The sequence below is a fragment of the Bradyrhizobium amphicarpaeae genome (assembly GCF_002266435.3).
GTDB lineage: Bacteria > Pseudomonadota > Alphaproteobacteria > Rhizobiales > Xanthobacteraceae > Bradyrhizobium > Bradyrhizobium amphicarpaeae.
Genome location: NZ_CP029426.2, coordinates 2,549,080 through 2,573,813 on the forward strand (window position 1 = coordinate 2,549,080; position 24,734 = coordinate 2,573,813).

At 64.8% G+C, this 24,734-nt stretch carries 19 protein-coding genes; 4 read left to right on the forward strand and 15 right to left on the reverse strand.

Annotated elements, in window-relative coordinates; translation table 11 throughout:
- The first annotated feature begins 159 nt into the window (after positions 1–159).
- Positions 160–1,119 carry an AraC family transcriptional regulator gene (locus tag CIT40_RS11740; RefSeq protein ID WP_162307454.1) on the forward strand — a complete coding sequence of 320 codons (960 nt, stop codon included), beginning with the start codon at positions 160–162 and terminating at the stop codon, positions 1,117–1,119.
- Positions 1,120–1,240: 121 nt separating this feature from the next.
- Here CIT40_RS11740 and CIT40_RS11745 read toward each other — a convergent pair whose 3' ends face one another.
- The 10 genes from CIT40_RS11745 to CIT40_RS11790 all read right to left on the reverse strand — a co-directional run bounded on the left by CIT40_RS11745 (position 1,241) and on the right by CIT40_RS11790 (position 11,575).
- Positions 1,241–2,176 (reverse strand): ABC transporter permease, encoded by a 936-nt coding sequence (locus CIT40_RS11745; RefSeq protein WP_162307455.1) that lies wholly within the window; start codon positions 2,174–2,176, stop codon positions 1,241–1,243.
- The gene (locus CIT40_RS11750; RefSeq protein WP_094896100.1) at positions 2,169–3,197 is read right to left on the reverse strand and encodes an ABC transporter permease; all 1,029 of its coding nucleotides are present in this window, start codon (positions 3,195–3,197) and stop codon (positions 2,169–2,171) included. Before CIT40_RS11750 ends, CIT40_RS11745 begins: the two co-directional genes overlap by 8 nt.
- On the reverse strand, positions 3,194–4,702 hold the full coding sequence (locus CIT40_RS11755) for an ABC transporter ATP-binding protein (protein WP_094896101.1): 1,509 nt from the start codon (positions 4,700–4,702) through the stop codon (positions 3,194–3,196). The genes CIT40_RS11750 and CIT40_RS11755 overlap by 4 nt, the downstream gene beginning before the upstream one ends.
- Before the next feature lie 3 nt (positions 4,703–4,705).
- Positions 4,706–5,179, reverse strand: a complete 474-nt coding sequence (locus CIT40_RS11760; protein ID WP_094896102.1) for a RidA family protein — start codon at positions 5,177–5,179, stop codon at positions 4,706–4,708.
- Entirely contained in the window at positions 5,176–5,967 is a 792-nt protein-coding gene (locus CIT40_RS11765; RefSeq protein WP_094896103.1) for a cysteine hydrolase family protein, read from the reverse strand. Before CIT40_RS11765 ends, CIT40_RS11760 begins: the two co-directional genes overlap by 4 nt.
- Positions 5,968–5,989: 22 nt before the next feature.
- Complete coding sequence (locus tag CIT40_RS11770; protein WP_094896104.1) at positions 5,990–7,051, reverse strand: BMP family ABC transporter substrate-binding protein; 1,062 nt, start codon at positions 7,049–7,051, stop codon at positions 5,990–5,992.
- A 209-nt stretch (positions 7,052–7,260) separates the two neighbouring features.
- The gene (locus tag CIT40_RS11775; protein WP_094896105.1) at positions 7,261–7,899 is read right to left on the reverse strand and encodes a TetR/AcrR family transcriptional regulator; all 639 of its coding nucleotides are present in this window, start codon (positions 7,897–7,899) and stop codon (positions 7,261–7,263) included.
- 218 nt (positions 7,900–8,117) lie between these two features.
- Positions 8,118–8,702, reverse strand: coding sequence for a DUF1254 domain-containing protein (locus CIT40_RS11780; RefSeq protein ID WP_094896106.1), 585 nt, complete (start codon positions 8,700–8,702; stop codon positions 8,118–8,120).
- On the reverse strand, positions 8,699–9,277 hold the full coding sequence (locus tag CIT40_RS11785; RefSeq protein ID WP_094896107.1) for a DUF1214 domain-containing protein: 579 nt from the start codon (positions 9,275–9,277) through the stop codon (positions 8,699–8,701). The genes CIT40_RS11780 and CIT40_RS11785 overlap by 4 nt, the downstream gene beginning before the upstream one ends.
- Positions 9,278–9,286: 9 nt before the next feature.
- Positions 9,287–11,575 (reverse strand): transglycosylase domain-containing protein, encoded by a 2,289-nt coding sequence (locus CIT40_RS11790; RefSeq protein WP_094896108.1) that lies wholly within the window; start codon positions 11,573–11,575, stop codon positions 9,287–9,289.
- Positions 11,576–11,870: 295 nt separating this feature from the next.
- Here CIT40_RS11790 and CIT40_RS11795 point away from each other — a divergent pair, with 295 nt between their 5' ends.
- Both CIT40_RS11795 and CIT40_RS11800 read left to right on the forward strand, forming a co-directional pair.
- A complete protein-coding gene (locus CIT40_RS11795; protein ID WP_094896109.1) occupies positions 11,871–12,386 on the forward strand; it encodes a YcgN family cysteine cluster protein in 516 nt (171 codons plus the stop codon).
- A 156-nt stretch (positions 12,387–12,542) separates the two neighbouring features.
- The gene (locus tag CIT40_RS11800; RefSeq protein WP_094896110.1) at positions 12,543–14,123 is read left to right on the forward strand and encodes an MDR family MFS transporter; all 1,581 of its coding nucleotides are present in this window, start codon (positions 12,543–12,545) and stop codon (positions 14,121–14,123) included.
- A gap of 3 nt (positions 14,124–14,126) precedes the next feature.
- On the opposite strand, the gene CIT40_RS11805 is transcribed toward CIT40_RS11800, so the two are convergent.
- Entirely contained in the window at positions 14,127–16,607 is a 2,481-nt protein-coding gene (locus CIT40_RS11805) for a GAF domain-containing sensor histidine kinase (RefSeq protein WP_162307456.1), read from the reverse strand.
- 86 nt (positions 16,608–16,693) lie between these two features.
- A complete protein-coding gene (locus CIT40_RS11810; RefSeq protein ID WP_094896112.1) occupies positions 16,694–18,328 on the reverse strand; it encodes a thiamine pyrophosphate-requiring protein in 1,635 nt (544 codons plus the stop codon).
- 209 nt (positions 18,329–18,537) lie between these two features.
- Here CIT40_RS11810 and CIT40_RS11815 point away from each other — a divergent pair, with 209 nt between their 5' ends.
- The gene (locus tag CIT40_RS11815; protein WP_244611953.1) at positions 18,538–20,367 is read left to right on the forward strand and encodes a glycoside hydrolase family 17 protein; all 1,830 of its coding nucleotides are present in this window, start codon (positions 18,538–18,540) and stop codon (positions 20,365–20,367) included.
- Here CIT40_RS11815 and CIT40_RS11820 read toward each other — a convergent pair.
- The 3 genes from CIT40_RS11820 to CIT40_RS11830 form a co-directional block, all read right to left on the reverse strand.
- Positions 20,357–23,227 (reverse strand): ATP-binding protein, encoded by a 2,871-nt coding sequence (locus CIT40_RS11820; protein WP_094896113.1) that lies wholly within the window; start codon positions 23,225–23,227, stop codon positions 20,357–20,359. The genes CIT40_RS11815 and CIT40_RS11820 overlap by 11 nt on opposite strands.
- A 156-nt stretch (positions 23,228–23,383) precedes the next feature.
- On the reverse strand, positions 23,384–23,806 hold the full coding sequence (locus tag CIT40_RS11825) for a putative quinol monooxygenase (RefSeq protein WP_094896114.1): 423 nt from the start codon (positions 23,804–23,806) through the stop codon (positions 23,384–23,386).
- A 23-nt stretch (positions 23,807–23,829) separates the two neighbouring features.
- Positions 23,830–24,678: a VOC family protein gene (locus CIT40_RS11830; protein ID WP_094896115.1), complete on the reverse strand. Its 849-nt coding sequence runs from the start codon at positions 24,676–24,678 to the stop codon at positions 23,830–23,832.
- Positions 24,679–24,734: the final 56 nt, after the last annotated feature.

Consider the following 24,734-nt stretch of genomic DNA (forward strand, 5'->3'; position numbering starts at 1 on the left):
TCCAGCAAGGTCGCGGTTCTTCCATCAGCCGTTGGCAAAATGGTCGCCGCTCGTAACGTCGGCCCGCCGCGCCATGACCTAGGGCGCGCGCCATCCGGACGGTAGAGATCAATCGTCCGGATGTTGTGTCCAATCGTCCACCGGTCTAATCTCGGCGGCATGGACATCCTCGCCCAGGTGCTCGATCGGGTTCGTCTCGGCGGGACGCTGCTGTTTCATTTCGAGCTCGGCCATCCCTGGCATCTCGAATTGCCGGCGCGACCGTATGCGCTGTTTCATTATCTGAGCGAGGGCTCGGCGACTCTCGCCCTCGACCAGGGACGGCAGATCCAGATGTCCGAGGGCGACTTTGTCGTCATCACGCGGGGAGAGCCCCATGTGTTCTATTCGGATCGCCGGGCCAAGCCTTTGCAGATCATGGATATCGACCGATCGTCGCCGCGTCTCGGTGTGGTCCGCCACGGCAAAGGTGCGAAGCCGCATTCGACCATGATTTGCGGCAATTTCACTGTATCGCGGCCGCTGTTCGGCAGTGTGCTGGAGCTGCTTCCGCCGGTGCTCCTGCTGAAGCGGACGACCGACGGCGGTTGGCTGGAAGCCATCCTGCGGCGCATGGTCAGCGAGTCCGCGCTCGAGCGCCCTGGCCAGCGCGTTGCGCTTTCGAGATTGACCGAGGTGCTCTTTGTCGAGGTGCTCCGAAGTTGGATCGCCTCTCTCAGTCCCGGACAGGGCGGCTGGCTCGGGGCCATATCCGACCCTCATATCGGACCGGCGCTCAAGCTTATTCACGAAAACCCGGAGCGGCCCTGGACCCTGAGTGCCCTTGGACAAAGCGTAGGACTCGGCCGCTCGGTCTTTTCGGCGCGCTTCACCAAGCTCGTCGGCCAGTCCATGCACCGTTATGTGATCGAGCGCCGGATGGCTGAAGCCGCGTTCCTGCTGGAAACCAGCGACGAGCCAATTGCCCGGATTGCCAGCCGGGTCGGTTACGAGACAGCGGCGGCATTCTCCAAGCTGTTTCTTCGGCATCACGGTCTATCGCCTGGTCGGTACCGAGCGGCCAGACGATCCGACAGCGACGAAAGGCACGCGGCCATTGCGGAAGAAGCTGCCGATTGACCATCGGAACCGTGCTTCTCGGCTGGACTCAGTCACATCATAGCTGAGCGACGTCTTGAACCCCGACGAGAACGTGATGCCGCCCAAAGGTGGGCCGCCTGCATCGAGTGACGGCATCGCCTCAGGACCGGCGGCCAAACACGGAGGCCAGTTCGGCGGGCATACCTCCGAGCCGACCTTCTCTGACCGAAACCACGATCACGCATATCACGCTGGCGACGTAAGGCAGGCAGGAGATGAGATAGGGCGACAAGGTCAGCCCCGTCGCTTGCAAACGAAGGGTAGCAGCTTCACAGACGCCGAACAGCAACGTGACCGGCAAGACCAAGAAGGGATTCCAGCGCGCCACGATCACGAGCCCGACAGCAACGAAGCCGCGGCCCTTCGTCATTTCATCGGCCCAGGTCTGGGTGTAGTCCACGGAGAGAATGGCGCCTGCGAAGCCGGAAAGCAGACCCCCGGCCAGGATGCCCTGGGTTTGGATCAGCATGGGCCTGATCCCGAGCGCGCGTGCGGTCTGGAAGGATTCTCCGACAATCCGCCAATTGAGACCGGTACGCGTGCGATAGAGCCAGGCGCCTGCAACCAGCACGATGACGATGGCGAGCGGAGCGATCGGCGTGAGCTGGGTCAGGATCGGACCGACCAATGGGACGTCAACATAGCCGCTGCCGGCGAGAGGATCGAGACCCGTCACCTTGCCGCCGATCGCCCCGCGTCCGAAGAAGGAACTGAGCCCAAGCCCGAGTGTGAAGACGGCGATGCCGCTGCCGATCTGGTTGGCGTTGCACCCAAGACACAGCGCTGCATGCACGAGTGACAGCAGGAGACCTGCGGCAGCTCCGGCGGCAAAGCCGAGTACCGGGCTGCCTGTTGCCGCTGCCGCGGAGAAACCGACACAGGCGCCGCCGAGCATCTGGCCCTCGACGCCGAGATTGACGATGCCGACGCGCTGGGTGAGCGTCTCGCCGAGCGTCACCATCATCAGCGGCGTCGATGAGCGCAGCATCGCCGCGACCCATGAGCCTGCCACCGCGAGAACTTCGGCCTCAGCCATGACGTGCCGTCCTTCGGCCGGCGAGGCCGCTTGCGGCGAGAGCAGCGATGAAAAGCAGGCCTTGCAGGATCGTGGCGCTCGCACTTGGAATCTTTGAATAGAGCTGCAGGGCATCGCCCGCGGCGATCAACCCGCCGATCAGGATCGCGATCGGCACCGCGCGCAGGAAGTTCTGTCCCGAGAGCCAGGCGACGAGAAATCCGGTGAGGCCATACCCCACCGAGATGCCCGCCTGCAGGCGGCCCTGGATCGCCGAGGTCTCGCAGATACCGGCAAAACCAGCGAGGGCGCCGCCCATCGCCATCACCATAATCGTCTGCTTGACGAAGCCGAAGCCTGCCATGGCCGCGACCTTCCGGTTACCGGCGATGACACGCAACGCGATGCCCCAGCGCGTATAGGTAACGGCGATGTGGAGCAGGATGGCTGCCATGATGCCCACGATCAGGCCAGCATGGACGCGGGTGCCAAACACGCTCGGTACGATCGCGGCCGGCGGAAACATCATCGTTGCCGGCCAGCCGAGACTTGCCGGGTCCTTCCAGGCGCCGTAGGTGACGTAATTCACCAGCAGCACGGCCACATAGTTCATCAGCAGAGTCGAGATGGTCTCGTTGACGTTGCAGTGCGCACGCAGCAGCCCCGCGAAGCCGCTCCACGCCGCTCCACCGGCCGCGCCGGCGAGTATCATCACGGGTAACAGGACGAGCATCGGTGCGGTGGGGAAACCCACAACGATCGCCGTGCCGGTCAGCGCCCCGAAATAGAGCTGGCCTTCGCCGCCGACCGTGATCAGGCCGAGGCGCGCGGGCAGGATCACGGCAAGCGCACAGAGCAGGATCGGCGTTGCCTTGACCAGGCTTTCCGACAGCGAATAGCTATCCCCGAAGGCGTAGTAGACCATCTGCGACAGCGTCGTCAGAGGAGGCTTGCCGATGGTCGCAAGGAAGATCGAGGCGCTGATCAGGAATGCCGTGCTACCGCCGATGAAGGCAATGAACCGGATGTTGCTCGCACTCATGCGGCGTGGTCCATGGCATGTCCCGCCATCCAGCGGCCAAGCGTTTGGCGGTCGGCACTCCCGCGCCGAACGATCCCCATGATCTCGCCGTCATGGATGACGGCGATGCGATGGGCATAACTGACGAGATCGTCGAGCTCCTCGGAAATCCAGACCACGCAAGCGCCCTCCGCGGCCTGACGAAACATCTCGCGATAGACGGCCTGGGTTGCCAGCACGTCCAGTCCCATCGTCGGATAGCAGGCAATCACGAGGCGAGACCTGCCGGACAACTCGCGCGCGATCACGAGCTTTTGCAGATTGCCGCCTGAGAGCGCCGATGCTGCGAGCGTCGGCTGCGGCGGTCGTACGTCGTAGCGCGATATCAACTCCTGCGCGCGGCGTAGGAGTGCCTCACGATCGGGGAACAAGGCGAGATGGCGCGCCTCGCGCAAGGCCAGATTGAGCGCAAGATCGAGATCGGAGACGACGGCATTGTCGAGCGGACGCTCCGGGATATAGGCGACGTGGCTGGATATCGCGCCATCCTGCACGCGGCCTGCAATGCTGATGCCGTCGAGGATAACGTCGCCGGCAATCGCGGGAATCAGGCCGGCCAGGCTCTCGGCCAGCGTGAACTGGCCGTTGCCGGAGACGCCGGCAAAGCCGAGAATCTCGCCTGACGAAAGCTCGAAAGAGACATCGCGGATCGTTCGTCCTTGAACATCGGCGCAAAGTCCGCGGACCTGGAGCAATGGAACGTTGGTCGCAGGTGGCTCCGGAGGCGGCAGCGCGCCGACAGCGCCGCGTCCAACCATGGCGTCGACCAGATCTTCCGGTGTGCGGTCGCAACTGAGGGCCTCATCCACCAACTTGCCGCCGCGCATGACCACGATGCGATCGGCGCAGGCGGCGATGTCGGCGAGCTTGTGCGTGATCAGCACGACCGCCTTGCCTTCGGACGTCAGCGTCTTGATGAACCCGTAGAGCCGCTCGGTTTCCGCAGGAGTCAGCACCGAGGTCGGTTCGTCCAGGATGACGACCCGGGCGTCCAGGTTGAGCACCTTCGCGAGTTCGACAAGCTGCCGTTCACCGACACTCAAGGTTCGCACGGCACGGTTGGGATCCATGTCCGGTGCGAGGCGGGTGAGCCAGCGAAGCGCCGCCTGAACCTTTGCTCCGCGGCGCGGCTGCAGCCAGGGCGCGTTCGGCAAGACCGCCAACAGATTCTCAAGCACCGAGAGGGCGGGGACGAGCGAGAATTGCTGAAACACCATGCCGATTCCCGCCGCCATCGCGTCCCTCGGCGACGAGAGAGTGACCGTCCGGCCCGCGATGGCGATCGTCCCCTCGTCGGCGGGATAGAAGCCGTAGAGGATCTTCATCAGCGTGCTCTTGCCCGCGCCGTTCTCGCCGAGCAGCGCCAGGACTTCCCCGGCATGGATGGTGATCCCGACGTCGTCGTTGGCAAGCACCGATCCGAACCGCTTCCGGATCGCAGACATGGTGACCAGCGGCTCAGCCATGTCTCACCCGAGTGCGAAGATGGCGTCGACCTCGACTGCCGCGCCGCGTGGAAGGTTGGCAACGCCGACAGCGGTGCGCGCGTGATGGCCGCGCGGACCGAACAGTTCGTGCATCAGATCGGATGCTCCGTTGATCACCTGCGGAATGTTCGGGTAGTTCGGCGTGCAGTTGACGAACCCGCCGAGCCGCAGGCAGCAGGAGACGCCGTCGAGCGAGCCACCGCAGGCAAGCTTGAGCGCCGCGATCAGGTTGAGGCCGCAGACGCGTGCTGCGGCTTGCGCCTGCGCCAGATCGAACGCCTCGCCGACTTTGCCGACGAATCGCACGTCTCCGTTCCACTCGCAGACCTGCCCGGCGAGATAGACGAAGTCGCCATGGCGGCGGAAGGGAATGAAATTCGCGATCGGCTGCGGCACCTGCGGCAGCTCGATGCCGAGCGAGGCGAGGCGCTGGTCGGCGGACTCGGTAGCGGTCATCGTGTTCCCAGCGCCTTCAGAATTGCGGCCGACTGCGTGACGAAGCCGAACAGGAGCTTGACGTTGTAGAGCACGGCCTGAACGCAATAGTCCGGGGACGTCGTCGCGGTGCCGTCCTCGATCAGGATGGTGTCGTAGCCGAGGAAGCTCGCATCCTCGAGCGTGGTCATCACGCACTGGTCCATGTTCACCCCTCCGATGAACAACGTCTTGATTCCCATGTTGCGCAGCACAGCGTCGGTCTCCGTGTCCCAGAACGCGCTGAAACGATGCTTGGCGATCTGGACATCGCGGCTTCCGGGATTGATCTCGTCGACGACTTCGGCTCCCCAGCTTCCGGCTGCGATCACCTCCGAACGGGTCCCCGGGACGGGCTGCGCAATCCCTGGCTCATCGCCGCGCGGACTGTGAGCGTGCTGCAGCGACGGGAAGATGTTGAGCAGGTCCTTGCGCACACCCCAGTTGACCCAGACCACGGGAATATCCTGCGCCCGGAAGGCCTCGATCAGGGCGGCCAGTGGCTTGATCGGCTTGCGGTTCGGCGAGACGTCGATGCCGCGGGAGTCGAGCCAGCCGCCTTTGGTGCAGAAATCGTTCTGCATGTCGACGATCAACAGCGCGGATTTGGCGGAATCGACGGTGATGTTCTGCGGTTCGGCCGCGATGGCCAACGGCCGAACCGGTGGTGCCGGACGCGTCATGTCGACAGCGTCAGGCGTGACGATCCAGGCCTGACCGCGGCTGGGTCCCATGACTACGGGAACGGTGGGTTTTGCGCTGACGTTCATGAGATGCCTCCTGCGGCAAACGTTATTTCGTGGCGCCGGTGATTCCCTTGACCAGATAGTCCATGGTCTCGACCTGCTCCATCGTGAGCTTTTGGTCGGCCGCTACAACAACCGTGCCATCCTGCTTGGCGATCGGGCCTACCCAGATCGATTTCTTGCCGGCGTTGATGTCGTCCTTCAGCTTCAGGATGCTTTCCTGGACGGCAGCGGGCACCATGGCGCCGAACGGGTCGAGCACAACATTCCCGCTGGCGAGATCGCCACGTACGTGCGAGGCCTTCCAGGTGCCGGCCTTGATCTGCTTGATCTGCTCGACCATCATCGGCCCCCAATTCCAGGAGACGCCGGTGAGCCACGACTTTGGCGCACGGTCGTGAATGTCGAGGTCCTTTCCGATCATCAGGATGCCTCGCTTCTCGGCGACCTGGGCGATGGTGATCGGGCTGTCGACCTGTTCGGCGACGACGTCGATGCCGGCATCCGCAAAGGCGTTGGTCGCCTCCGTTTCCTTCTGAGGCTCCCACCAGCCGCCGTTCCACACCACCGTCGTCACGGCCTTGGGATTGACCGACTGGGCACCGAGCGTGAATGCGTTGACCGAGCGCATCAGCTGCGGAATCTGGAAGCCGCCCTGAAAGCCGAGCTTGCCGGTCTTGCTGAGATGGCCGGCTGCGACGCCGGCGAGATACATGCCCGCATCGCTGTCGGCCCAGTACGTGCCGACGTTCTTGGAGGTCTTCAGGCCGCCAGCATGCAGGATGGTCACGTCGGGGTGTTTCTCACCGACCTTGATGGCGTAGTCGAGATAGCCGTAGGAGGTGGCGAAGATGATCTTGTGGCCGCTGGAGATCAGCCGTTCCATCACGCGCTCGACTTCGGCGGTTTCCGGTATCAGCTCGAACGAGGTGGTGGTGGTGCCGGGCAGGGCCTTCTCGACGAATTTGCGCCCGTCATCCATCGACTGATTGTAGCCGGCATCGGCGGCCGGGCCGACATAGATGAACCCGACCTTGTCTTCAGCCAGAACTGGCGAGGCGAGCGCGGCGGCGAATGCAAGCGCGATAAACAGCGTGGGCTTTCTCAAGGCTAGCTCCTTTTGCTATGAAACGAGCGTAAGTAAACGTTTATTTACTAAGCAAGTGGTGTGCCAGCACGTCCCGGCAAGCGGCGTCCCGATGGGAGCGCAGGCTAAGTGTTTTATTGACCACCGGAAATCGCATCGCTTGCAGCAATGCGGCCGTCCTGCGGCGGGTGGCGGGAGGACTGGCCTGCTGAAAAGTCGGGCAGGGTTGGCTAAGTTTTGTGAGGTGCCGGCCCGAGGAAGCCCAGCATCATTTCCTTGGCGTAGCGTTTGTGCTCGGCCTGCCAGTCATCCCCGAGAACGTCTGATTGGAATATCACCGACAGGGTGTGCGCGTTGGAACGATGGAAATAGGCAAAGCCTACCATCGCCACATACAATTGGAGCGGATCGATCCCCCGACGGAAAAGCTTTGCCTTTTCGCCTCGGGCAAGAAGCTCGGCGATCATCGCGATGAGCGGGGAAGCGACGACCGGCGTCCGAGAGCTCTTCTTCAGGAATCGGGCGCGCAACAAATTCTCGCCGCTGAGAATGTGGATCAATTCAGGGTGCTGGCCGAAATGGTCGTAGGTGAAGTCGAACAGCTGCATCATCCCTTCGACTGGGCCGACGTGCTCGAAGTCCAGCTTCAGCTCTTCAGCGCGCAGTTGACCGAGAACGTGCTCGAGGACGGCAACATAAAGCTGATCCTTGCCGCCGAAATAGTGGTAGATCATCCGGGGATTGGCGCGCGATTTCCGGCAAATGGCCTGGATTCTCGCTCCGCTATATCCGCGTTGCGAGAACTCGGCGATGGCAGCATGCAGGATCCGATCACGCGTGCCTTCCGAAGAGGAAGTCCTCTTGAGCATGTTTCGTCAGCTCTGCCTCATGTCCGTACCAAGCTAGTCTTAGCGTCAGGCTGGTCACAAGGCGATACCAAACTGGATCGATGGTCACGCAGCCATAGGATTGGTCCCGAACCCGTTAAAAGCGCACGACACAAGGCCAACGATATCAACGCCCTCGCTACTGTGCATGGGGTTGTTTTCGCACTTTTGTGGTGTCGGCTGCCTGAACCGGCCTCGCTTCAGCGCCGGCCGCGCGGGGCCTCGGCCTTGGCGGGCGGCTCCGTCTGCGGGCCGCAGCTCGCGGCCTGAAGCGTGGCCTGCGCCTGCGGCATCAGGCCGGGCTCGGGGGCAAGCGCCTTCATCACGATCAGGCCGGTGGTGCTGGGGGAATCGATGATCAGGCGGTCGGCCGCGGTGATCTCTTCATCCTCCGGCAGCTCGCTGTGCTGCGCCTCAGTCATCAGGTCGAGCTCGATCACCTTGCGACCCGCCGAGCGGTCGTTGATGGCGTAATAGGCGATCTCGTTGCGGGTGTAGAACGACACCGAAGTGTAGGCCTGGCTCACCGGCACCGTCAGCTTGATCGGCCCGCTCGTGAGGTCGTAGCGGCAGATCGCCAGCGCAAAGGCCGGGTCCATGAACGGCATCGGCGACGTCTGCGGATCGGCGAGGGGAAGCTGGCTGACGCCGTTGAGCTTGGTCATCGGCGTCAGCCGCGAATAGGCGTCCTGCGTCGCGATCCGCGGCAGCGCCAGCACGCTGACGAGGTGGACCACGAGGCCCAGCACCACGCCGGCAACGATGGTGAACAACAGGCGGATCATGAGCAGCCCACCGTGCTGATGGTGGGCATCGGCGCGTCACGCTGGGTACGCGTGGCAACGCCGACCGGGGTGTCGTAGAGGCGCAGCATCAGCGCGTAGCGCTCGATGCCGCCGGTCGGCAGCCAGTTGCCGGCGCGCGAGCGCGAGGCGATGCGGATCTCGAACGAGCCGTCGGATTGCCGCACGATCTCTTGGCTGGTGAAGCCGTAGCGCTGGAGCGAATTGGCGACGAGATGGCCCTTGCGATCGTACAACGTCAGCGTCCAGAACCGCGCCGGCGGCGTCACGCCGGAGACGATCACGTCACAGCGGCCGTCGAGCGCCTTCTTCTTGTCGTCGGTGGTGGCGGTGAAGGCGACGCCGTCGCCGGTACCGATCGGCAGCTCGCCATTGCGCACGATGGTGGCGCGCGAATAGGGATCGACGTCGGCGGTGCCGGTGCGCGGCCGCGCCGTCCAGGGACCGATGGTCAGCGCGCCGATCTCGGTGCCGCGCGTCGTCGTCATCCAGGTCGCACCCAGGCCGACCACCGTCGCGAGCAGAAGGGCCGTCAATGTGATCAGGATCAGCCGCACTTGTTTCGATCAGTTCTTGCGCGGGGCAGAGGTGTTGGCATTTTCTTCCGCATAATTCTGCGGGAAGGCGAGGGCGCTCGTCGTCGAGGACGGCCTCGCCGGCTTGGTGTCGGCATCCGCCGATTTCTTGGCGGTCCTGCCCGCGTCATCCAGCAGCTTTTCGACGCGCACCAGGATGTCGGCGCCGCGCTTGGTCAACACCGGCGGCGGACCCGGCTTGGTCTCCAGCACCTTCGGCGCCGCGTTGGCCTGCGCGTTGCTGATATGCTGTGGCGGCAGCTTCTGGCCCATGCCGATGCCGGGAATCTCCCGGACCTCGATGCCCTGATGGGCCGCGACCATGATGTCGTGCCAGGTCTGCGCCGGCAGCGAGCCGCCGGTCATGCGGTTGGTCGGCGAGTAGTCGTCGTTGCCGTACCAGACCGCGCAGGTGAAATTGCCGGTGTAGCCGACGAACCAGGCGTCGCGATACGCATTGGTCGTGCCGGTCTTGCCCGCGGTCGGAATGCCGTCGAGCGCGGCACGGCGCGCGGTGCCTTCGCTGACGACGTGGCTCATCATGCCCGCCATGTCGGCGGCGACGGAGGCGGGTATCGCCTGCCGAGGCTTCGGCCCGTCGCGGTCCCAGCGCCAGACCAGGTCGCCGGCGCCGGTGCGCACTTCGAGCACCGAATGCGGCGTCACCGCCTTGCCGCGGTTGGGGAAGGTCGCGTAGGCGACCGCGTGCTCGAGCACGGTGACCTCGTCCGAGCCGATCGGCATCGACGGCGTGTCGGGCAGCGGCGCTTTCAGGCCGAAGCGGCGCGCGACCTCGACGATCTTGGCGCGGCCGACCTTGGCCGGGTTCTGCGCCTTGGGCTCGTTCCTCTGGCCGATCGCGATCGACAGCTTCACCGGCACGACGTTGATCGAGCGCGTGATCGCCTGCGTCAGCGTCACCGATCCGGAATAGGAATGGCCATAGTTCTGCGGGCACCAATTGCCGATGCAAACGGGGCCGTCGACCACGATCGAGTTCGGCGTGAAACCGTTCAGCAGCGCGGTGGTGTAGACGTAGGGCTTGAACGAGGAGCCCGGCTGGCGATAGGCGTCGACGGCGCGGTTGAACTGGCTGGCGCCGTAGTCGCGGCCGCCGACCATGGCGCGGATGCCGCCGTCGAGGTCGGACACCACGGTCGCGGCCTGCGTCGCGTGATAGTCGCGGCCGAACTGGCGCAGCTGGTTCTCGATCGCGTCTTCCGCCGCCTTCTGCACGTTGGTGTCGATCGCGAGGCGCACCACGAAGACGCGCTCGGTGTAGGACTTCGGGAAGGTGTCGACCAGCTTGCGCATCTCGTCGAAGGCGTAGTCGAGATAGTAGTTCGGCGAGGCTTCGTCGCGGCGGTCGACGGCGAAGGCCGGGTTGCGGCGGGCGCCGAACACCTGGCCCTCGGTCATGAAGCCGGCATCGACGAGGTTGTCGAGCACGACGTTGGCGCGGGCGCGGGCGGCGGGCAGGTTGATGTGGGGGGCGTATTTGGTCGGCGCCTTGAACAGGCCGGCCAGCATCGCGGCCTCGGCAAGCGTCACGTCGCGCGCGGATTTGTTGAAGTAGAAATGCGCGGCGCCATCGACGCCGAAAGTGCCGCCGCCCATATAGGCGCGGTCCAGATACAGCTTGAGGATCTCGTTCTTTGTCAGGCGCCATTCCAGCCAGACCGCGAGGAAGGCCTCGTTGACCTTGCGCTCGATGGTGCGCTCGTTGCTCAGGAACAGGTTTTTCGCGAGCTGCTGGGTAATCGAGGAGCCGCCCTGGCGGACGCCGCCGGCCTGGGCGTTGGTGACGAGCGCGCGCGCGGTGCCGGCGATGTCGATGCCGAAATGCTCGTAGAAGCGGCGGTCCTCCGTCGCCAGCGTCGCCTTGATCAGCACGTCCGGAAAATCTTCCAGCGGGATCGAGTCGTTGTGCTTGATGCCGCGGCTGCCGATCGGGGTGCCGTAGCGGTCGAGGAAGGTCACCGCGAGGTCGGACTTCTTCAGCCAGTCCTCGTCCGCCGTTTCGCGGAAGGCGGGGATGGCGAGGGTGAGCATCACGACCAGGCCGCCGAGCCCGAGCGTCGCGGCCTCCGACAACGGCTCGATGAACACCCAGCGCTTCCAGCGCCCGACATAGAAGCGGTCCATGAAGGTCGAGTAGCGCTCGTAGAGCTCGCGGATGCCCTTGGCCGAGGAGAACAGCGAGGAGTCGATGCGCGCATCGAGGTCCAGGAAGAAATTCCGGACCTTCTGCTTCCAATGCGATGGTATGATCTGGCGCACCTAGAACCCTTGAGGCTCGCTTCAAAAGCGTTCAAGCACCCGGCCGGGGGCGGCATCGAGACGTCTTGAGGGAATGTTGCGGCAAACCCAAGGCGCCCGGCCAGCATCCGAGGGACTTGCTGTTCCTTCTAGCCGAGCGGGGCCCATAAACCAATGGTCACGCTGGCGATTTTGAACAACAGGCTGAATTGACCCCCGGGTCATTACGGGCCTCGAAGGCGCCTTGCTTGCACCACCCCGGCCGCACGCCCTAGATGGCTTGAGCCGTAGCTCTTTCGAATCTGTGTTGAGGCGCATGACCGCAGTTCCCAAACGACCTTCAGGCCAGGAAGGATTCTTCTGGAAAACCAAGACGTTGGAAGAGATGTCGGCGGGCGAATGGGAAAGCCTGTGCGACGGCTGCGGGCGCTGCTGCCTGAACAAGCTCGAGGACGAGGACACCGGGCAGATCTATTTCACCCATGTCGGCTGCAAGCTGCTCGATGGCGCCAGCTGCGCCTGCAAGGACTATCCGAATCGCTCCGACAAGGTCCCGGACTGCGTCCGCCTGACCCCGGGCAATGTTCGCACCCTGAACTGGCTGCCGCCGAGCTGCGGCTACAAGCTCGTCGCCGAAGGGCGCGATCTCTATTGGTGGCATCCGCTGGTCTCCGGTGATCCCAACACCGTGCATGACGCCGGCGTCTCCGTCCGCGGCCGGGTCGAGGGCAGCGAGGAGCAGATCCCGGACGAGGAGCTCGAGGACCACATCGTGCAATGGCCGGCCCTGCTGCCGAAGCGGGCCCGCCTGAAGCGACGCCCGAAGGACTGAGCCGCCGCGGACTCTGGATCACGTCTTCGGGATGGCCCGGGGGCGGGATGCACCCATGCGCCGCGACGCCTGCCTGGGGTAAACTTTGCTGTCTACATTGGGCTGCATAGAACGAATCCTTTGCGGCGTTGCGCCGCCACACGGCATCCGAGCGAGATGAACAAGTTCGACCGGCGGAGCAGTTCTGCCGACATCCAGACTTTGCCCGACGACCTCGCCGAGGAGCTGTCCCGGCTTCCGAGCGAAGTCATCAGCGTCGATGATGCGCCCTCCATCGCGCCGCCGGTGCCGTTGTCACAGGACGAGGTCCGCACCATCGTCATCAGCCTGATGCTGACGATGTTCCTGGCCGCGCTCGACCAGACCATCGTGGCGACCGCGCTGCCGACCATCGGGCGCCAGTTCCAGGACGTCTCCAACCTGTCCTGGGTCATCACCGCCTATCTGCTCGCCTCGACCGCGGTCGCGCCGGTGTTCGGCACGCTCAGCGACATCTATGGCCGCCGCGCGATGATCATCATCTCGCTCAGCCTGTTCGTGGCGGGCTCGGTGCTGTGCGCGATCGCACCGAGCATGCCGATGCTGATCCTGGCGCGCGGCCTTCAGGGGCTCGGCGGCGGCGGCATCATGCCCGTGGTGCAGACCGTGATCTCCGACGTCGTCTCACCCCGTGAACGCGGGCAATATCAGGCCTATTTCTCCAGCGTCTGGATGGTCGGCGGCATCCTCGGTCCGGTCATCGGCGGCGTTTTCGCCGAGCATCTGCACTGGTCGATGATCTTCTGGATCAATCTGCCGCTGACGGCCGCGGCGCTCGCGCTGCTGCTGCCGAAGATGAAGAAGATCCCGGTGTTCCACCGCAAGCGCAAGGTCGACTGGCTCGGCGGCGTGCTGCTGATGGCCTCCGCCGTCGTGTTCATGCTGGTGCTGACCTGGGGCGGCACGCGCTATCCCTGGCTGTCGCCGACCGTGCTGGCGATGGTGGGTGGCGCGGTCGCGCTTGCCGTCAGCTTCGTCTGGCACGCGCGTCGCGCGGACGAGCCGTTCCTGCCGCTGCCGTTGCTCGGCGGAAGCGTCGTGCCGTTCGGGCTGATGGCCGGCGGTTGTGCGCTCGGTGCGATCACGGGGCTCACGGTCCAGCTCCCGCTCTACTACGAATCCGTCTATCATCTCAGCGCGAGCGAGGCGGGTCTTGCGCTGATTCCGCTGGCTGCCGTTTCGACCATCGGCGCCGCCGTCGCCGGCCGCACCATGGCGCGGGCCAAACACTACAAGCGCGTCGCCATCGTCGGCACGTCCTGGGCTGCGCTGTGCGGCCTCGGCCTCACGCTGGCGACGCTGCCGCTATGGGGCCTGCTGACGCTGATGGCGGCGTTTGCGCTCGGCCTCGGCACGACCTTCCCGGTCTGCGTGGTCTCGGTGCAGAATTCGGTCGCGCGGCCGCAGGTCGGCACCATCACCGGCGCCTTGAATTTCTTCCGCTCGCTGATGTCGTCCTTTACGGTTGCGGCGTTCGCGGCCATCCTGCTGATCGCGCTCGGTGCCGACATTCCCCTCGGTGAGCATCACGCTGCAGGCAGCGTCGCGATCCCCGCCGACGACATGCGGCACGCGTTCCGCTACGTGTTCGGCGCCGCTACCGCGCTGATGACCACGGCGGCGCTGTGCCTGATCTCGATGGAGGAGCGGCCGCTGGCCGGTCCCTCGGCGAAGCAGCCCGTCGAGATGGCGGAGTAGGGCTCAGCCCGCGCCGTTCGGGAAGCTGCTCTTGCGGGGCAGCAGGATCGTGAATTCGGTGAACTCGCCAGGCTTGGTCGCGACGTCGATCGTGCCGCCATGCTGCTTCACCACGATGTCGTGGCTCATCGACAGGCCGAGGCCGGTGCCTTCACCGGCCGGCTTGGTGGTGAAGAACGGATTGAACATTTTCTCCTTCACCTCGTCCGGGATGCCGGTGCCGTTGTCGCGGATGCGGATCTCGACGTGGTCGCCGCGGTCGCGGGTCGCGGCGGTCACGACCGGCTCGTAACCGGCCGTCTCGGTCTCCGCCTTGCGGCTGGCGACCGCGTGGAAGCCGTTCGAAATCAGGTTGAGCAGCACCCGCGTGATCTCCTGCGGGAACAATTCGGCCGCGCCTGCGGCCTTATCGAGCTCGCGTTTCAGCGTCACGTCGAACTGCGGCTGCTCGGCGCGGGCGCCGTGATAGGCGAGATTGAGGCTCTCTTCCACCAGCGCGTTGACGTCGCTCGACCGATGCTCGCCGCCGCCCTCGCGCGAATGCAGCAGCATGTTCTTGACGATGGAATCGGCGCGCCGTCCGTGCTGCACGATCTTGCCGAGATTGTCCTTCAGCAGTCCCGTGAGCTCGTCGACTTCGCTGCGAACGTCGTCCGCGAGCGTCACGGGCGCGAGCACCTCGTTCAGCTCGTCGGTCAATTCGGCGGAGAGCGAGGCAAAATTGTTGACGAAGTTGAGCGGGTTCTTGATCTCATGCGCAATGCCGGCGGTGAGCTGGCCGAGCGATGCCAGCTTCTCGGTCTGGACGAGCCGATCCTGCGCCGCGCGCAGATCGTCGAGCGACTTTGCTAGCTCCCGCGTGCGGTCCTGCACTTCATTGAACAGCCGCGTGTTCTCGATCGCGATCACGGCCTGGTCGGCGAAGGTCTTGAGCAGGCTGATGGCCTTGTCCGGGAAATAGCCGGCTTGCGGCCGCGTCACCGCAATGGTGCCGATCGCGACGCCGTCGCGCAGCATCGGCACCACGAGGATGCTGCGATAGCCGCGCGTCCGCGCCAGCTTCTTCATGGCCTCGGTGAGATCGGGCTCGTTCTGCATGTCGTTGCGGAAGGCATATTCTCCGCTCGTCGCCACCCGGCTGTGGATGCCCGGCGACGAAAGCGCTGCCGGGAACGAGCCGAGCAGGTCGGCATTGCCGGCTTCATTGTCGGTCGTGAAGGCGGCCAGATGCAGCATGCCGTCGATGACGCGGGTGACGGTGGACGAATGTCCGCCGATCAGCGTCTTGGCGCTATCGGAGATGGCCTGGAACACCGGCGTGACGTCGGCAGGCGACGCCGCGATCACCTTGAGGATGTCGGCCGTCGCGGTCTGACGCTCCAGCGCCTCCCGCGTCGCATTGAACAGGCTGACATTCTTGATCGCGATCACCGCCTGGTCGGCAAAGGTCTGCAGCAGCCGCACATGATGCTCGGCAAACGCGCCGGTCGCCCGGCGCGTGACGATGATGATGCCGATCGCCTCGTCCCCGCTCATCAAGGGCACGAACAGCATGCTGCGATAGCCGCGGGCGCGGGCGATGTCGCGCGCCGCTGGCTCGAACTCGGTATCGGGCAATTGCGCCGCGGTGCCCTTGGCCACGAGCGAATAGGGCGGGAACTGCACGAACGGCACCGGAAACGACGCCTGCAGCACGTGATCACCGGCCGGATCGGTCGGTGTGAATGCGGCAAGGTGCGCGGCACCGTCGACATAGCGCAGCACGGCCGTGGAGAAGCCGCCGATCAGCCGGTTGGCGTTGGCGGCGATGGCGTCGAACACCGGCTGCACGTCGGACGGCGAAGCCGCCATCACCTTCAGGATGTCAGCGGTTGCGGTCTGGCGTTCCAGCGTCTCTTTCGTCTCGTTGAACAGCCGCGCATTCTCGATCGCGATCACGGCCTGGTCGGCAAAGGTCTGCAGCAACTGCACGAGGTCGGGCGCGAACGCGCCCGTTACGGTGCGCGTGACGCTGATCATGCCGACCGGCGTGCCCCGGTTCATCAGCGGCATGAACAGCACGCTGCGGAAGCCGCGCAGCCGGGCCAGATCGCGGTTCAGCTGCGGCACGTCAGCGGCTTCGCTGTCGGGAAACTGGATCGTCTCGCCGCCACGCACCAGTGCAAAAGTCGGAAACTCGGCGATCTTGCGCGGAAACGACGCCTTCAGCCCTTCGTCGGCCTCCGGGCTGGTCGGCGTGTAGGCCACGAGGTGCAACTCGTCCCCGATGAACTGGAGCACGGTGGCGGAGAAGCCGTCGAGCAGGCGCCTGGAACTCGACGCAATCGCCTCGAATACCGGCCGCGCATCGGAGGGCGAGGCCGCGATGGTGCGCAGGATCTCGGCGCTGGCGCTTTGGCGATCCCGTGCAGTCGCGAGCGCACTGCGCAGCTGCGCATTCTCGGCTGCGAGCTCATCGGCGACATCATGGGAAGGGTCGGTCATTTGCAATCCGGCTTGATGCCGCGACGGGCGCGGCACCGGGGCGGATTATCACATTCCCTGCGGCCGGAGCCAGCGTCCGGCTTGCCTCACGTGCCCGGCCGCGACACCTCCGTCTCCTTGCTGGTGATGAACTCCAGCAGCACCGGCACGCCCTCTTTCGTCTTCTGGATGCCGCGCTTGATCGCGGGGATGATGTCCTCCGGCCTCGTCACCCGCTCGCCATGGCCGCCGAAGGCGCGCGCCATTGCGGCATAGTCGCCGGAAATGTCGGTCGAGCGATATTTTTCGGTCGAGACCGGCATCACCTTCAATTCGATCGCCATCGAGAAATTGTTCAAAAGGATGGACATGATCGGGATGCGCTCGCGCACCGCGGTCTCGAAATCCATGCCGGTGAACCCGATCGCCGCATCGCCCCAGACGTTGATGCAAAGCTTGTCGGGCTTTGCGAGCTTCGCGCCCATCGCAAGGCCGAGACCGTAGCCGAGTTGCGTGGTCTTGCCCCAGCCGAGATAGGTGAGGGGCTTTGTCGATTTCCAGAACGGCGAGAGCTGGTCGCGCGGGCTGCCGGCGTCGTGCGTGATGATGGTGTTGTCGATGTCGACGGTGTGCTGCAAATCCCACAGCACGCGATAGGGGCTGAGCGGCGCGTCGTTGCTCGTGAGCTTCGGCATCCATTTCGCCAGCCATTCCTTGTGCGAGGCCGCGATCTCGGCCGCGACGGCGGAGGCATCGCGGTCCGCAGTGACGGTCTTGCCGATCTCCTCCAGCAGCGCGTCGAGCACGAGGCCGGCGTCGCCGACCAGGCCGATTTTCGCTTCCACGTCCTTGTTGAGATGATTGGGATCCAGCGTGGAGTGGATGATGGTCTTGCCCTTCGGCATCGCGATGCCGAAATTTGTTTCCGTGAACGAGCAGCCGATGCCGAAGATGACATCGGCCTCGCCGAGGAAATTCGGCACCGCGCGCGGCACCGCGAGGCCGCCAGAGCCGAGCGAGAGCGGATGCGTTTCCGGAAACGAGGATTTGCCGCCGAGGCTGGTGGTCACCGGGATCGCCAGCCGCTCGGCAAGCCGCTTCAATTGCGGCCAGGCCTGCGCGTAATGCACGCCCTGGCCGGCATAGATCACCGCACGCTTGGCATTGACGAGCAGGTGGGCTGCCTCCTTCACATGGACGGGGTCGGCGCCGTAGCGGGTGCGAAGCACCGGCGTGTAGTCGAGCGGCTCCGGCACCTCCTCGTTCCACATGTCCGAGGGAATCTCGACGATCACGGGCCCGCCGCGGCCGTTCTTCAGTTTTGTAAATGCGCGGCGAAAGATGTTGCAGACTTCGGCCGCCAGGATGATCGGCTCGGAGGATTTCGAAAACGGCTTCATCGCCTCGCTGGAATTGAAGTTCGGCTCGATATGCGCAAGCCGGCGCTGATAGCCCATCGGCAGCACCAGCACGGGAACGGATTCGCCATAGCACTGTGCGACGCCGCCCATCGCGTTCTCCGCGCCGGGCCCATGCTGCATGCAGAATGCGCCGATCGAGCGCCCCGACGTCACCCGCGAGATCGCATCCGCCATGTGGATGCCGACGCGCTCCTGCCGCACCATGACGGGGCGGATATCGGCCTTGGCAGCGTGCTCGATCAGATGGTTGACGGGATAGCCGCAGAGGATCTCGATCCCCTCGCGCCGCATGATTTCCGCAATGGCGGTGCCGAGCTTCATGGCGTCTCTCTCCCTGACGAGGCTTGGCCGGTTGATCCGGCCGGTTGGATGAGAGAGGATCAGGAATCCGGGGGGCGGTAAAGTGCGGCTCGACGCGCAGGCGGCGGGGCTGCCATGCGGGATGCTTCACGACACGTCCTGTCGCGCACATGGCGCGATCTGAAGGCTGGAGATTGACTTGAATCAACGAGCGCGTCGCGATTTCGGCAATGTTTTGGATCGGTTCCGGGCAGCTGAAGACGGGAAGCGTCGACCTATCCGAGCGGCGGCGGCAAACGTATTTGGCGTGTGATCACGTGATCGATAGTCAGCAAGCGACACGGTTGTTCTTCGGGCCACCCGTCTCATCGACGCCCGCCGGCTCATTCGTCGGGGATGCCACGCTGATTTCGCGCCGTGCGCCGCTGACGCTTCTGTTAATATCTCTTGTCATATCTCTCGGCGCCATCGCGGCTGTCTGGTGGTGGCTTGGCCTGCCGGCGGACCTCGCGCGCGCACCGATCGATCCGAACGACAAGGTGCAGTGCATATCCTACGCTCCCTTCCGCAGTCACCAAACCTCGCTGTCGCCGGCGACGCAGGTGTCGCGGGAGCAGATCGCGGAGGACCTCGCCCAGCTCGCGAAGGTCACCGATTGCATCCGTACCTATGCGACCGATCTCGGTCTCGACCAGATCCCCGGGCTTGCGGCCGAGGCGGGCCTGAAAGTCATTCAGGGCATTTTTCTCGACAGGGACCGACGCAAGAATTCAGAACAGATCGCGGCGGGCATTCGCCTTGCCCGGGATTATCCCGGGACCGTCATCGCACTCGTCGTCGGCAACGAGGTCTTGCTGCGCAAGGAGATGGCGGCATCCGAACTCGCTGCCGCGATCCGGACCGTCAAGGCGCAGGCCGGCGTCCCCGTGACCTATGCCGACGTCTGGGAGTTCTGGCTGGGCAACCGCGAACTCGACGATGCCGTCGACTTCGTCACGATCCACATCCTGCCCTATTGGGAGAACGTGCCAATTCCGGCAGAACGTGCCGCGGCGCATGCCGGCGAGATTCGGCGGCGGGTCGCGTCGGCCTTTCCAGGAAAGGAAATCTTGATCGGAGAGTTCGGCTGGCCCAGCGCCGGGCGGATGCGGGAGTCGGCCCTGCCGTCACGCATCAACCAGGCCCGGGCGGTTTCCGAGGTTCTCGACCTGGCCCGGCGCGAAAATTTCCGCGTCAACCTGTTCGAGGCCTATGATGAAGGGTGGAAGCAGGAGCTCGAGGGCACGGTCGGCGGATCCTGGGGGCTGTTCGATTCCCTGTGGCGCACGCTGAAATATCCGCCCGGCGTTCCCGTCAGGAATTATCCGCTCTGGAAACTGCAGATGTGCAGCGGGCTGGCGCTGGCCATCCTCGTGTTCAGCGCAGCGTGGCTGAGGTCGCGCCGCACGCCGACGCAGCCCAGGGCGGTGGTGTGGGTCGCGGTCGGCGTATCGGCAACCACGGCCGGAATCCTGTTCGGCGTTTCCGCGCAGAAGATGTTCTATGAAAGCTCCGGCGTGGGCGGCTGGCTGCTGTGGGGCTCGTTTCTGGCGGCGGCAACGGCGTCGCCGTTGTTTGGCGCAAACGCCTTGATGTCGGGTCGCGGGTTGCCCGGTCTTCTCGATGTGCTGGGCCCCAAGCAGGGGCGGGTCCGATCGGCACTGGAAATTCTGCACGGCCTGGTTCTGATCGTGACGCTCGTCATCGGCACGGCCACAGCCATCGGCCTCGTCTTCGATCCACGCAACATCGACTTTCCGTTCTCCTCTCTTACCATGGCGGCAGTGCCGTTCGCGGCCATCGCGCTGCTCAACCCGGCCGGCGAGGGCAGCCGTCCGCTGGCCGAGTCCATCTTTGCCGGTGTGTTCCTGGCTGCGGCGATTTACGTCGGGTTCAACGAAGGGCCGTCCAACTGGCAATCGCTCTGGACGTGCGCGGCCTTTGTGCTGCTCGCCCTGACGCTGTTACGGGTGCGAGCGTCCGATCATTCTGTGGGCGAAACAGCCGCGGTCAAGAATTGAGTTGCAGTTCGGCCAAAAGGCGCGAGGCGGCAATGAGGTCCGAGGCTTCAAAGCCCTCGGTAAAATTGCCATGGATGGGGGCGAGCAAGCGCGCGGCCTTTCGTCGGCGGCCGGTCGCAATCCAATGCGCGGCCAGATCGACGGCGATCCGCAGTTCGAAGGTTTTGGCCCCTATGCTGCGCGCCTCGGCAAGCGCCTGCTGCAGCCGCTTTTCGGCACGCAATGGCTCGCCTGCATGGAACAGGACGGATGCATCGACGCGCACAAGCTCCGAGCGGCACCAGCGTTCGCCCTGCCGCTCCTGGTAATCGAGGGCTTCCGCGATGGTGCGCTGCGCTTCATTGATGCGGCCTTGCCTGAGAAGCGCGCGGGCGAACACCGCGAGATAGCTGCCTATCCTCATCAGGAAGCGGCATTCGATCAGCTCGTCGATCGCGGCCCGGATATCGTCGACCGCGCGCGCATCGCCCCTGAGATCCCTCAGGCAGGCCGAGAAATAGCGCTCCACCGGAACCCAGCGGGAGATGCGCTCCCGTTCGAGATTTCCACGCAGCCGTTCCGCGTAGCTTTCGAGCGCATCCAGATTGCCGGTTTCGAGGGCAATTGGGAGTGCGGCAAGCCCCAGCGCATTCGACTGGGATACCCATTGACCGCTGCGATCCGCCGCATCGACGGCATCGCGGGCCAGCCTGGCCGCGGTGTCGGGTTGTCCCTGCATCCACGCAACGAAGGGCAGGTTGAACCGGACGGTGATGAACCGGTAGACCTCGTTGGCATCCTTGCGAGACCTGCCCGCGGCCAGCGAATGGGTTGCCGCGAGACGATCGAGAACCGCACGGCTCGTGCCCAATTCACCCGCAAACGCTTGCGCCCAGGCCAGTGCCCGATCGGCTTCCGACGTCGATGTCAGGTTGGGGTCGCGGTCCGCGAGCCCGGTCGCTTCCTCGAGACAGAGGATGGCGCGCGGGATATGACCGATCTGCAGCAGGTAGAAGGCGAAGCCGACCAGTGCGCGTTGCTGATAGTCGATGTCCTTGGCGCGTTTTGCAAAGGCGATCGCATCGAGCCACGCAATCTCGTTTTCGTTGGATAGTTTGCGCGCGTAGAAAAGGCTCCATCCGAGCGCGCAGGCGAGCTTCGCCCGCAGCAGATCGTCGCAATCGGTGGTCTTGGCCAGCGCGAGTGCCGAGGACAGCCGCGCCTGCGCCTCCGACAGGATGGCCGTCTCCGACCACAAGGTGATCCCCGCAACCGTCAGCCTGATGCCGAGCACGGGATCGCCGTCCTCGCCAAAGGCCCACGACAATGCGGCTCGGAGATCGCCGATGCGCCAAAGGTAACGTTGGGTCCAGTCGGCCGGCTCACGCCAGCTCCACTCGTCCTCGGACTGTTCGAACAGGGCAAGAATGCGCTGCGCATGGCGGTTGAGGGCTTGCGCGCAGGTGGGATCGGCGCGCCGCCGGTCGGTCGCATAACGCCGCGTACTGTCCAGCAGGCGGTAACGCAGACCACGCTCGCTGGCCTGCGCGCTCAAAAGGGATTTTGCAACGAGATTGCCGAGCCCGGTCACGACGTCGACCAGATCGAGGCCGGCCGCTTCGGCCACGAAAATCGCGTCCTCGGCTTCGAACGCGTCGCTGAACACGGAGAGCAGGGCGAACAGCCTGGCTTCCTTGAAAGGCAGCAGCCTGAAGCTCCAGTCGATCGTAGCCATCAAGGTCTCATGACGCGGCGAGGCGCTTGTCGCCCTTGGTGCGCGAAAACTCAGGTTCTGATCGAGCGCATCCAGCAGTTCGCGCGGGCCGAACGTTCGGATCTGGGCAGCCGCCAGTTCGATTGCCAGCGGGAGGCCGTCCAGTGAATGGCATATCGAGGCGATGGCCGCGTAGTCGTCATCGACGAACTCGTAGTCCGACCATTCCGCCGCGCGGCGAACGAACAATTGAATTGCCGGAAACTCGACCGCCCGTTCCGTTGTCGGCGCCTGGCCCGGGCCCGGCGCGGGGAGCGATCCGAGCCGCACGACGTGCTCGGTCGCATTGCCCAGCGGTTCGCGGCTGGTCGCGAGCAGCTTCGAAGGCGAAGTGTCCGCCAGGAATTGCCCGGTAAAGATGGCGGCGGCCGGCAGCACATGCTCGCAATTGTCCAAAATAAGGAGTATCTGGCGCAGCCGCAAATAGTCGAGCACCGCGGTCAGGCCGTTGTCCGGATTGCCCCTGATGCCCAGCGCCGTGACCATCGCCGCGCCGAACAGGGTCGGGTCCGAGATCGTGGCGAGATCGACGAAGCAGACGCCGTCGCGATATTGCGACGCGACGACCTGCGCCACGGCGACGGCAACTGTCGTCTTGCCGATTCCTCCCGCGCCGGCCAGGGTCAGGTGGCGGTTGTCGACCAGCAGACGGGCGATATCGGCGATCTCGACCTCGCGCCCGACGATGCCGCGCCGGGATGGCGGCGCGGAGGGGATCGGTTCCGCCTGCGCCTCCTCGATTTCACCGATGCTGGTCTGCACGTCCGCGACGAACCTGTAGCCCCGACGCGCCACCGTCGCGATGTAGGCAGGCTCGGTCCGGGTATCGCCCAGCGAACGCCGCAAGCTCCACATGTTGACCTTGAGATTGCTGTCGTGGAGGAATGTGCCCGGCCAGGCCGCCTCCATCAGTTCGTCCTTGCTGACCAGCTCGCCGCGACGCTGTATCAGCAGGTGCAACAGCTCGAACGCGCGTCCGCCGAGTTTCACCGCGCGCCCATCGAGGAGAAGCAATTGGCGGCGGGGAACCAGTTGGAACGGGCCGAAGGAGAAGGTGAGTTCCTGTCGGCGCGTGCCCCGTTGCCGTGTCTCCGTGGCAGTCCGCATTGCCCATTGCCAATCGATCGAACAGATCGGCTTGCAATTATCATGCGCTGCAAACTTGTTGAAGTGAGCGGTTCTGAATTCGCACGATTGCCCCGCGCGGCTCCCTCCTCGGGTGCTGCGACAAAATCACTCGCGCGTCGCTTCTTGACTGGGTCGCTATTGCTTGGGCTTGCCGAGAACCGCCATACGCAGGACTTCGACACCGCCGTCGGCAAGTTCCGGCAGCCTGGCGAACCAGTCCTTCACATAAGGCGTCGCATTATGCGCGTCGAAATCGGCCTGGCTGGCGAAGACCTCGTAGAAGACGAAATGACCGGGCTTGGCGCGGTCTTCCTGAAGGAAATAGACGAGGTTCTTGGGATCGCCGCGCACCAGCTCGATCAGCGGCAGCGTCGCGGCGCGCAGCATGTCTTCTTTCCCGGGCTTGGCGCGGACCTGCGCCACGACGGAATAGGCGCCTTCCGGAATCTCCTGGTAGCGCACGCGCGGCGCTTCCTGGGCGATGATGGGTGCGGCGGGCAAAGTCGACGCGACGGCGAAGAGCAGGGCGACGCGCGCATTGCGGGCGAGAGCGTGCATGACAAGATCCTTCTTGTGTCGGTTCAGCGCACGATGCTTTGCTGGCGCCTGGCCAGGGCGTCGGCGAAGCGCGTCTTGACCGGGTCGAGCGCCTTGACGAATTCGAGCTGCTCGCCCTCCGGCCCCTTGCAATAGATCAGCTCCCAGCCATTGGAAGGCTCCGCGGTCACCTTGTTGGTGTTGGTGTCGCGGGGCGCGGCCTTGCGGTCCGCCTCCGTCATGACGCGAACGGTTCGGTTGGCCCGCACCTGGGTCATGCCGCGGCGCGCCGATTCCGCTTCGAGGTCGGCGATGAACTTGTTGAAGTCGACCTCGTCGCGCACATGGAAGCAGATGTGCATCATGCGCGGAAACGCCGGGCTCATGTGCTCCACCGGTTCGGCAAAGCTCTTGGCGCTGCCCATGGGCTGGTCGGCCTCGCGATATTGCAGCAGTTCGAGCACCATGTTGTCGAACTGGATGAAACGGACGTCGAGCCGCTGGGCTCCGCTGCGCAGGTCGGGCACGCCGATGGTCCGCGGATTGACCCCGCGGGCATTGGCCTCAATCTCCTGGTCGGCCAGCAGCGTGTTCTGCACGCCGTCGCCCTGGAAATCGCCATGACGGAACACCTCACTGCCGCCGAGCACCTCGGTGTAGAACTGATAGGCCCGCTCCATGTTCTGGACGGTCAGCCCGAAATGCTGGACGCCCTGGAGCCGGGCGCCGAGCGGCGCCTCGTTGCGTTCGGCCGATGACATGTTGTCGCCCTTCTGTGCCGCGGCCCGTGCGTCGGTCGCGGTGCCGGCGAGGCCCATGACGACGGCGGCGCCGGTCGTCTGCAACAGGGCGCGGCGGCCCATGCGCGTGGTGTTGTCTGACTGGTCCGTCATGTCGCTCTCCTTGCTTGTCAGGCGTGCTGTCGGCGCTCGAGCGCCACGCTCTCGTC

Coding starts and splice junctions, on each gene's coding strand:
- CIT40_RS11820 (WP_094896113.1), bottom strand. CDS start 23,227: ATGCGGACTGCCACGGAGACACGGCAACGGGGCACGCGCCGACAGGAA.
- CIT40_RS11765 (WP_094896103.1), bottom strand. CDS start 5,967: ATGAACGTCAGCGCAAAACCCACCGTTCCCGTAGTCATGGGACCCAGC.
- CIT40_RS11810 (WP_094896112.1), bottom strand. CDS start 18,328: ATGAAGCTCGGCACCGCCATTGCGGAAATCATGCGGCGCGAGGGGATC.
- CIT40_RS11795 (WP_094896109.1), top strand. CDS start 11,871: ATGACCGCAGTTCCCAAACGACCTTCAGGCCAGGAAGGATTCTTCTGG.
- CIT40_RS11830 (WP_094896115.1), bottom strand. CDS start 24,678: ATGACGGACCAGTCAGACAACACCACGCGCATGGGCCGCCGCGCCCTG.
- CIT40_RS11800 (WP_094896110.1), top strand. CDS start 12,543: ATGAACAAGTTCGACCGGCGGAGCAGTTCTGCCGACATCCAGACTTTG.
- CIT40_RS11805 (WP_162307456.1), bottom strand. CDS start 16,607: ATGACCGACCCTTCCCATGATGTCGCCGATGAGCTCGCAGCCGAGAAT.
- CIT40_RS11755 (WP_094896101.1), bottom strand. CDS start 4,702: ATGGCTGAGCCGCTGGTCACCATGTCTGCGATCCGGAAGCGGTTCGGA.
- CIT40_RS11760 (WP_094896102.1), bottom strand. CDS start 5,179: ATGACCGCTACCGAGTCCGCCGACCAGCGCCTCGCCTCGCTCGGCATC.
- CIT40_RS11775 (WP_094896105.1), bottom strand. CDS start 7,899: ATGCTCAAGAGGACTTCCTCTTCGGAAGGCACGCGTGATCGGATCCTG.
- CIT40_RS11750 (WP_094896100.1), bottom strand. CDS start 3,197: ATGAGTGCGAGCAACATCCGGTTCATTGCCTTCATCGGCGGTAGCACG.
- CIT40_RS11815 (WP_244611953.1), top strand. CDS start 18,538: ATGTTTTGGATCGGTTCCGGGCAGCTGAAGACGGGAAGCGTCGACCTA.
- CIT40_RS11740 (WP_162307454.1), top strand. CDS start 160: ATGGACATCCTCGCCCAGGTGCTCGATCGGGTTCGTCTCGGCGGGACG.
- CIT40_RS11745 (WP_162307455.1), bottom strand. CDS start 2,176: ATGGCTGAGGCCGAAGTTCTCGCGGTGGCAGGCTCATGGGTCGCGGCG.
- CIT40_RS11780 (WP_094896106.1), bottom strand. CDS start 8,702: ATGATCCGCCTGTTGTTCACCATCGTTGCCGGCGTGGTGCTGGGCCTC.
- CIT40_RS11825 (WP_094896114.1), bottom strand. CDS start 23,806: ATGCACGCTCTCGCCCGCAATGCGCGCGTCGCCCTGCTCTTCGCCGTC.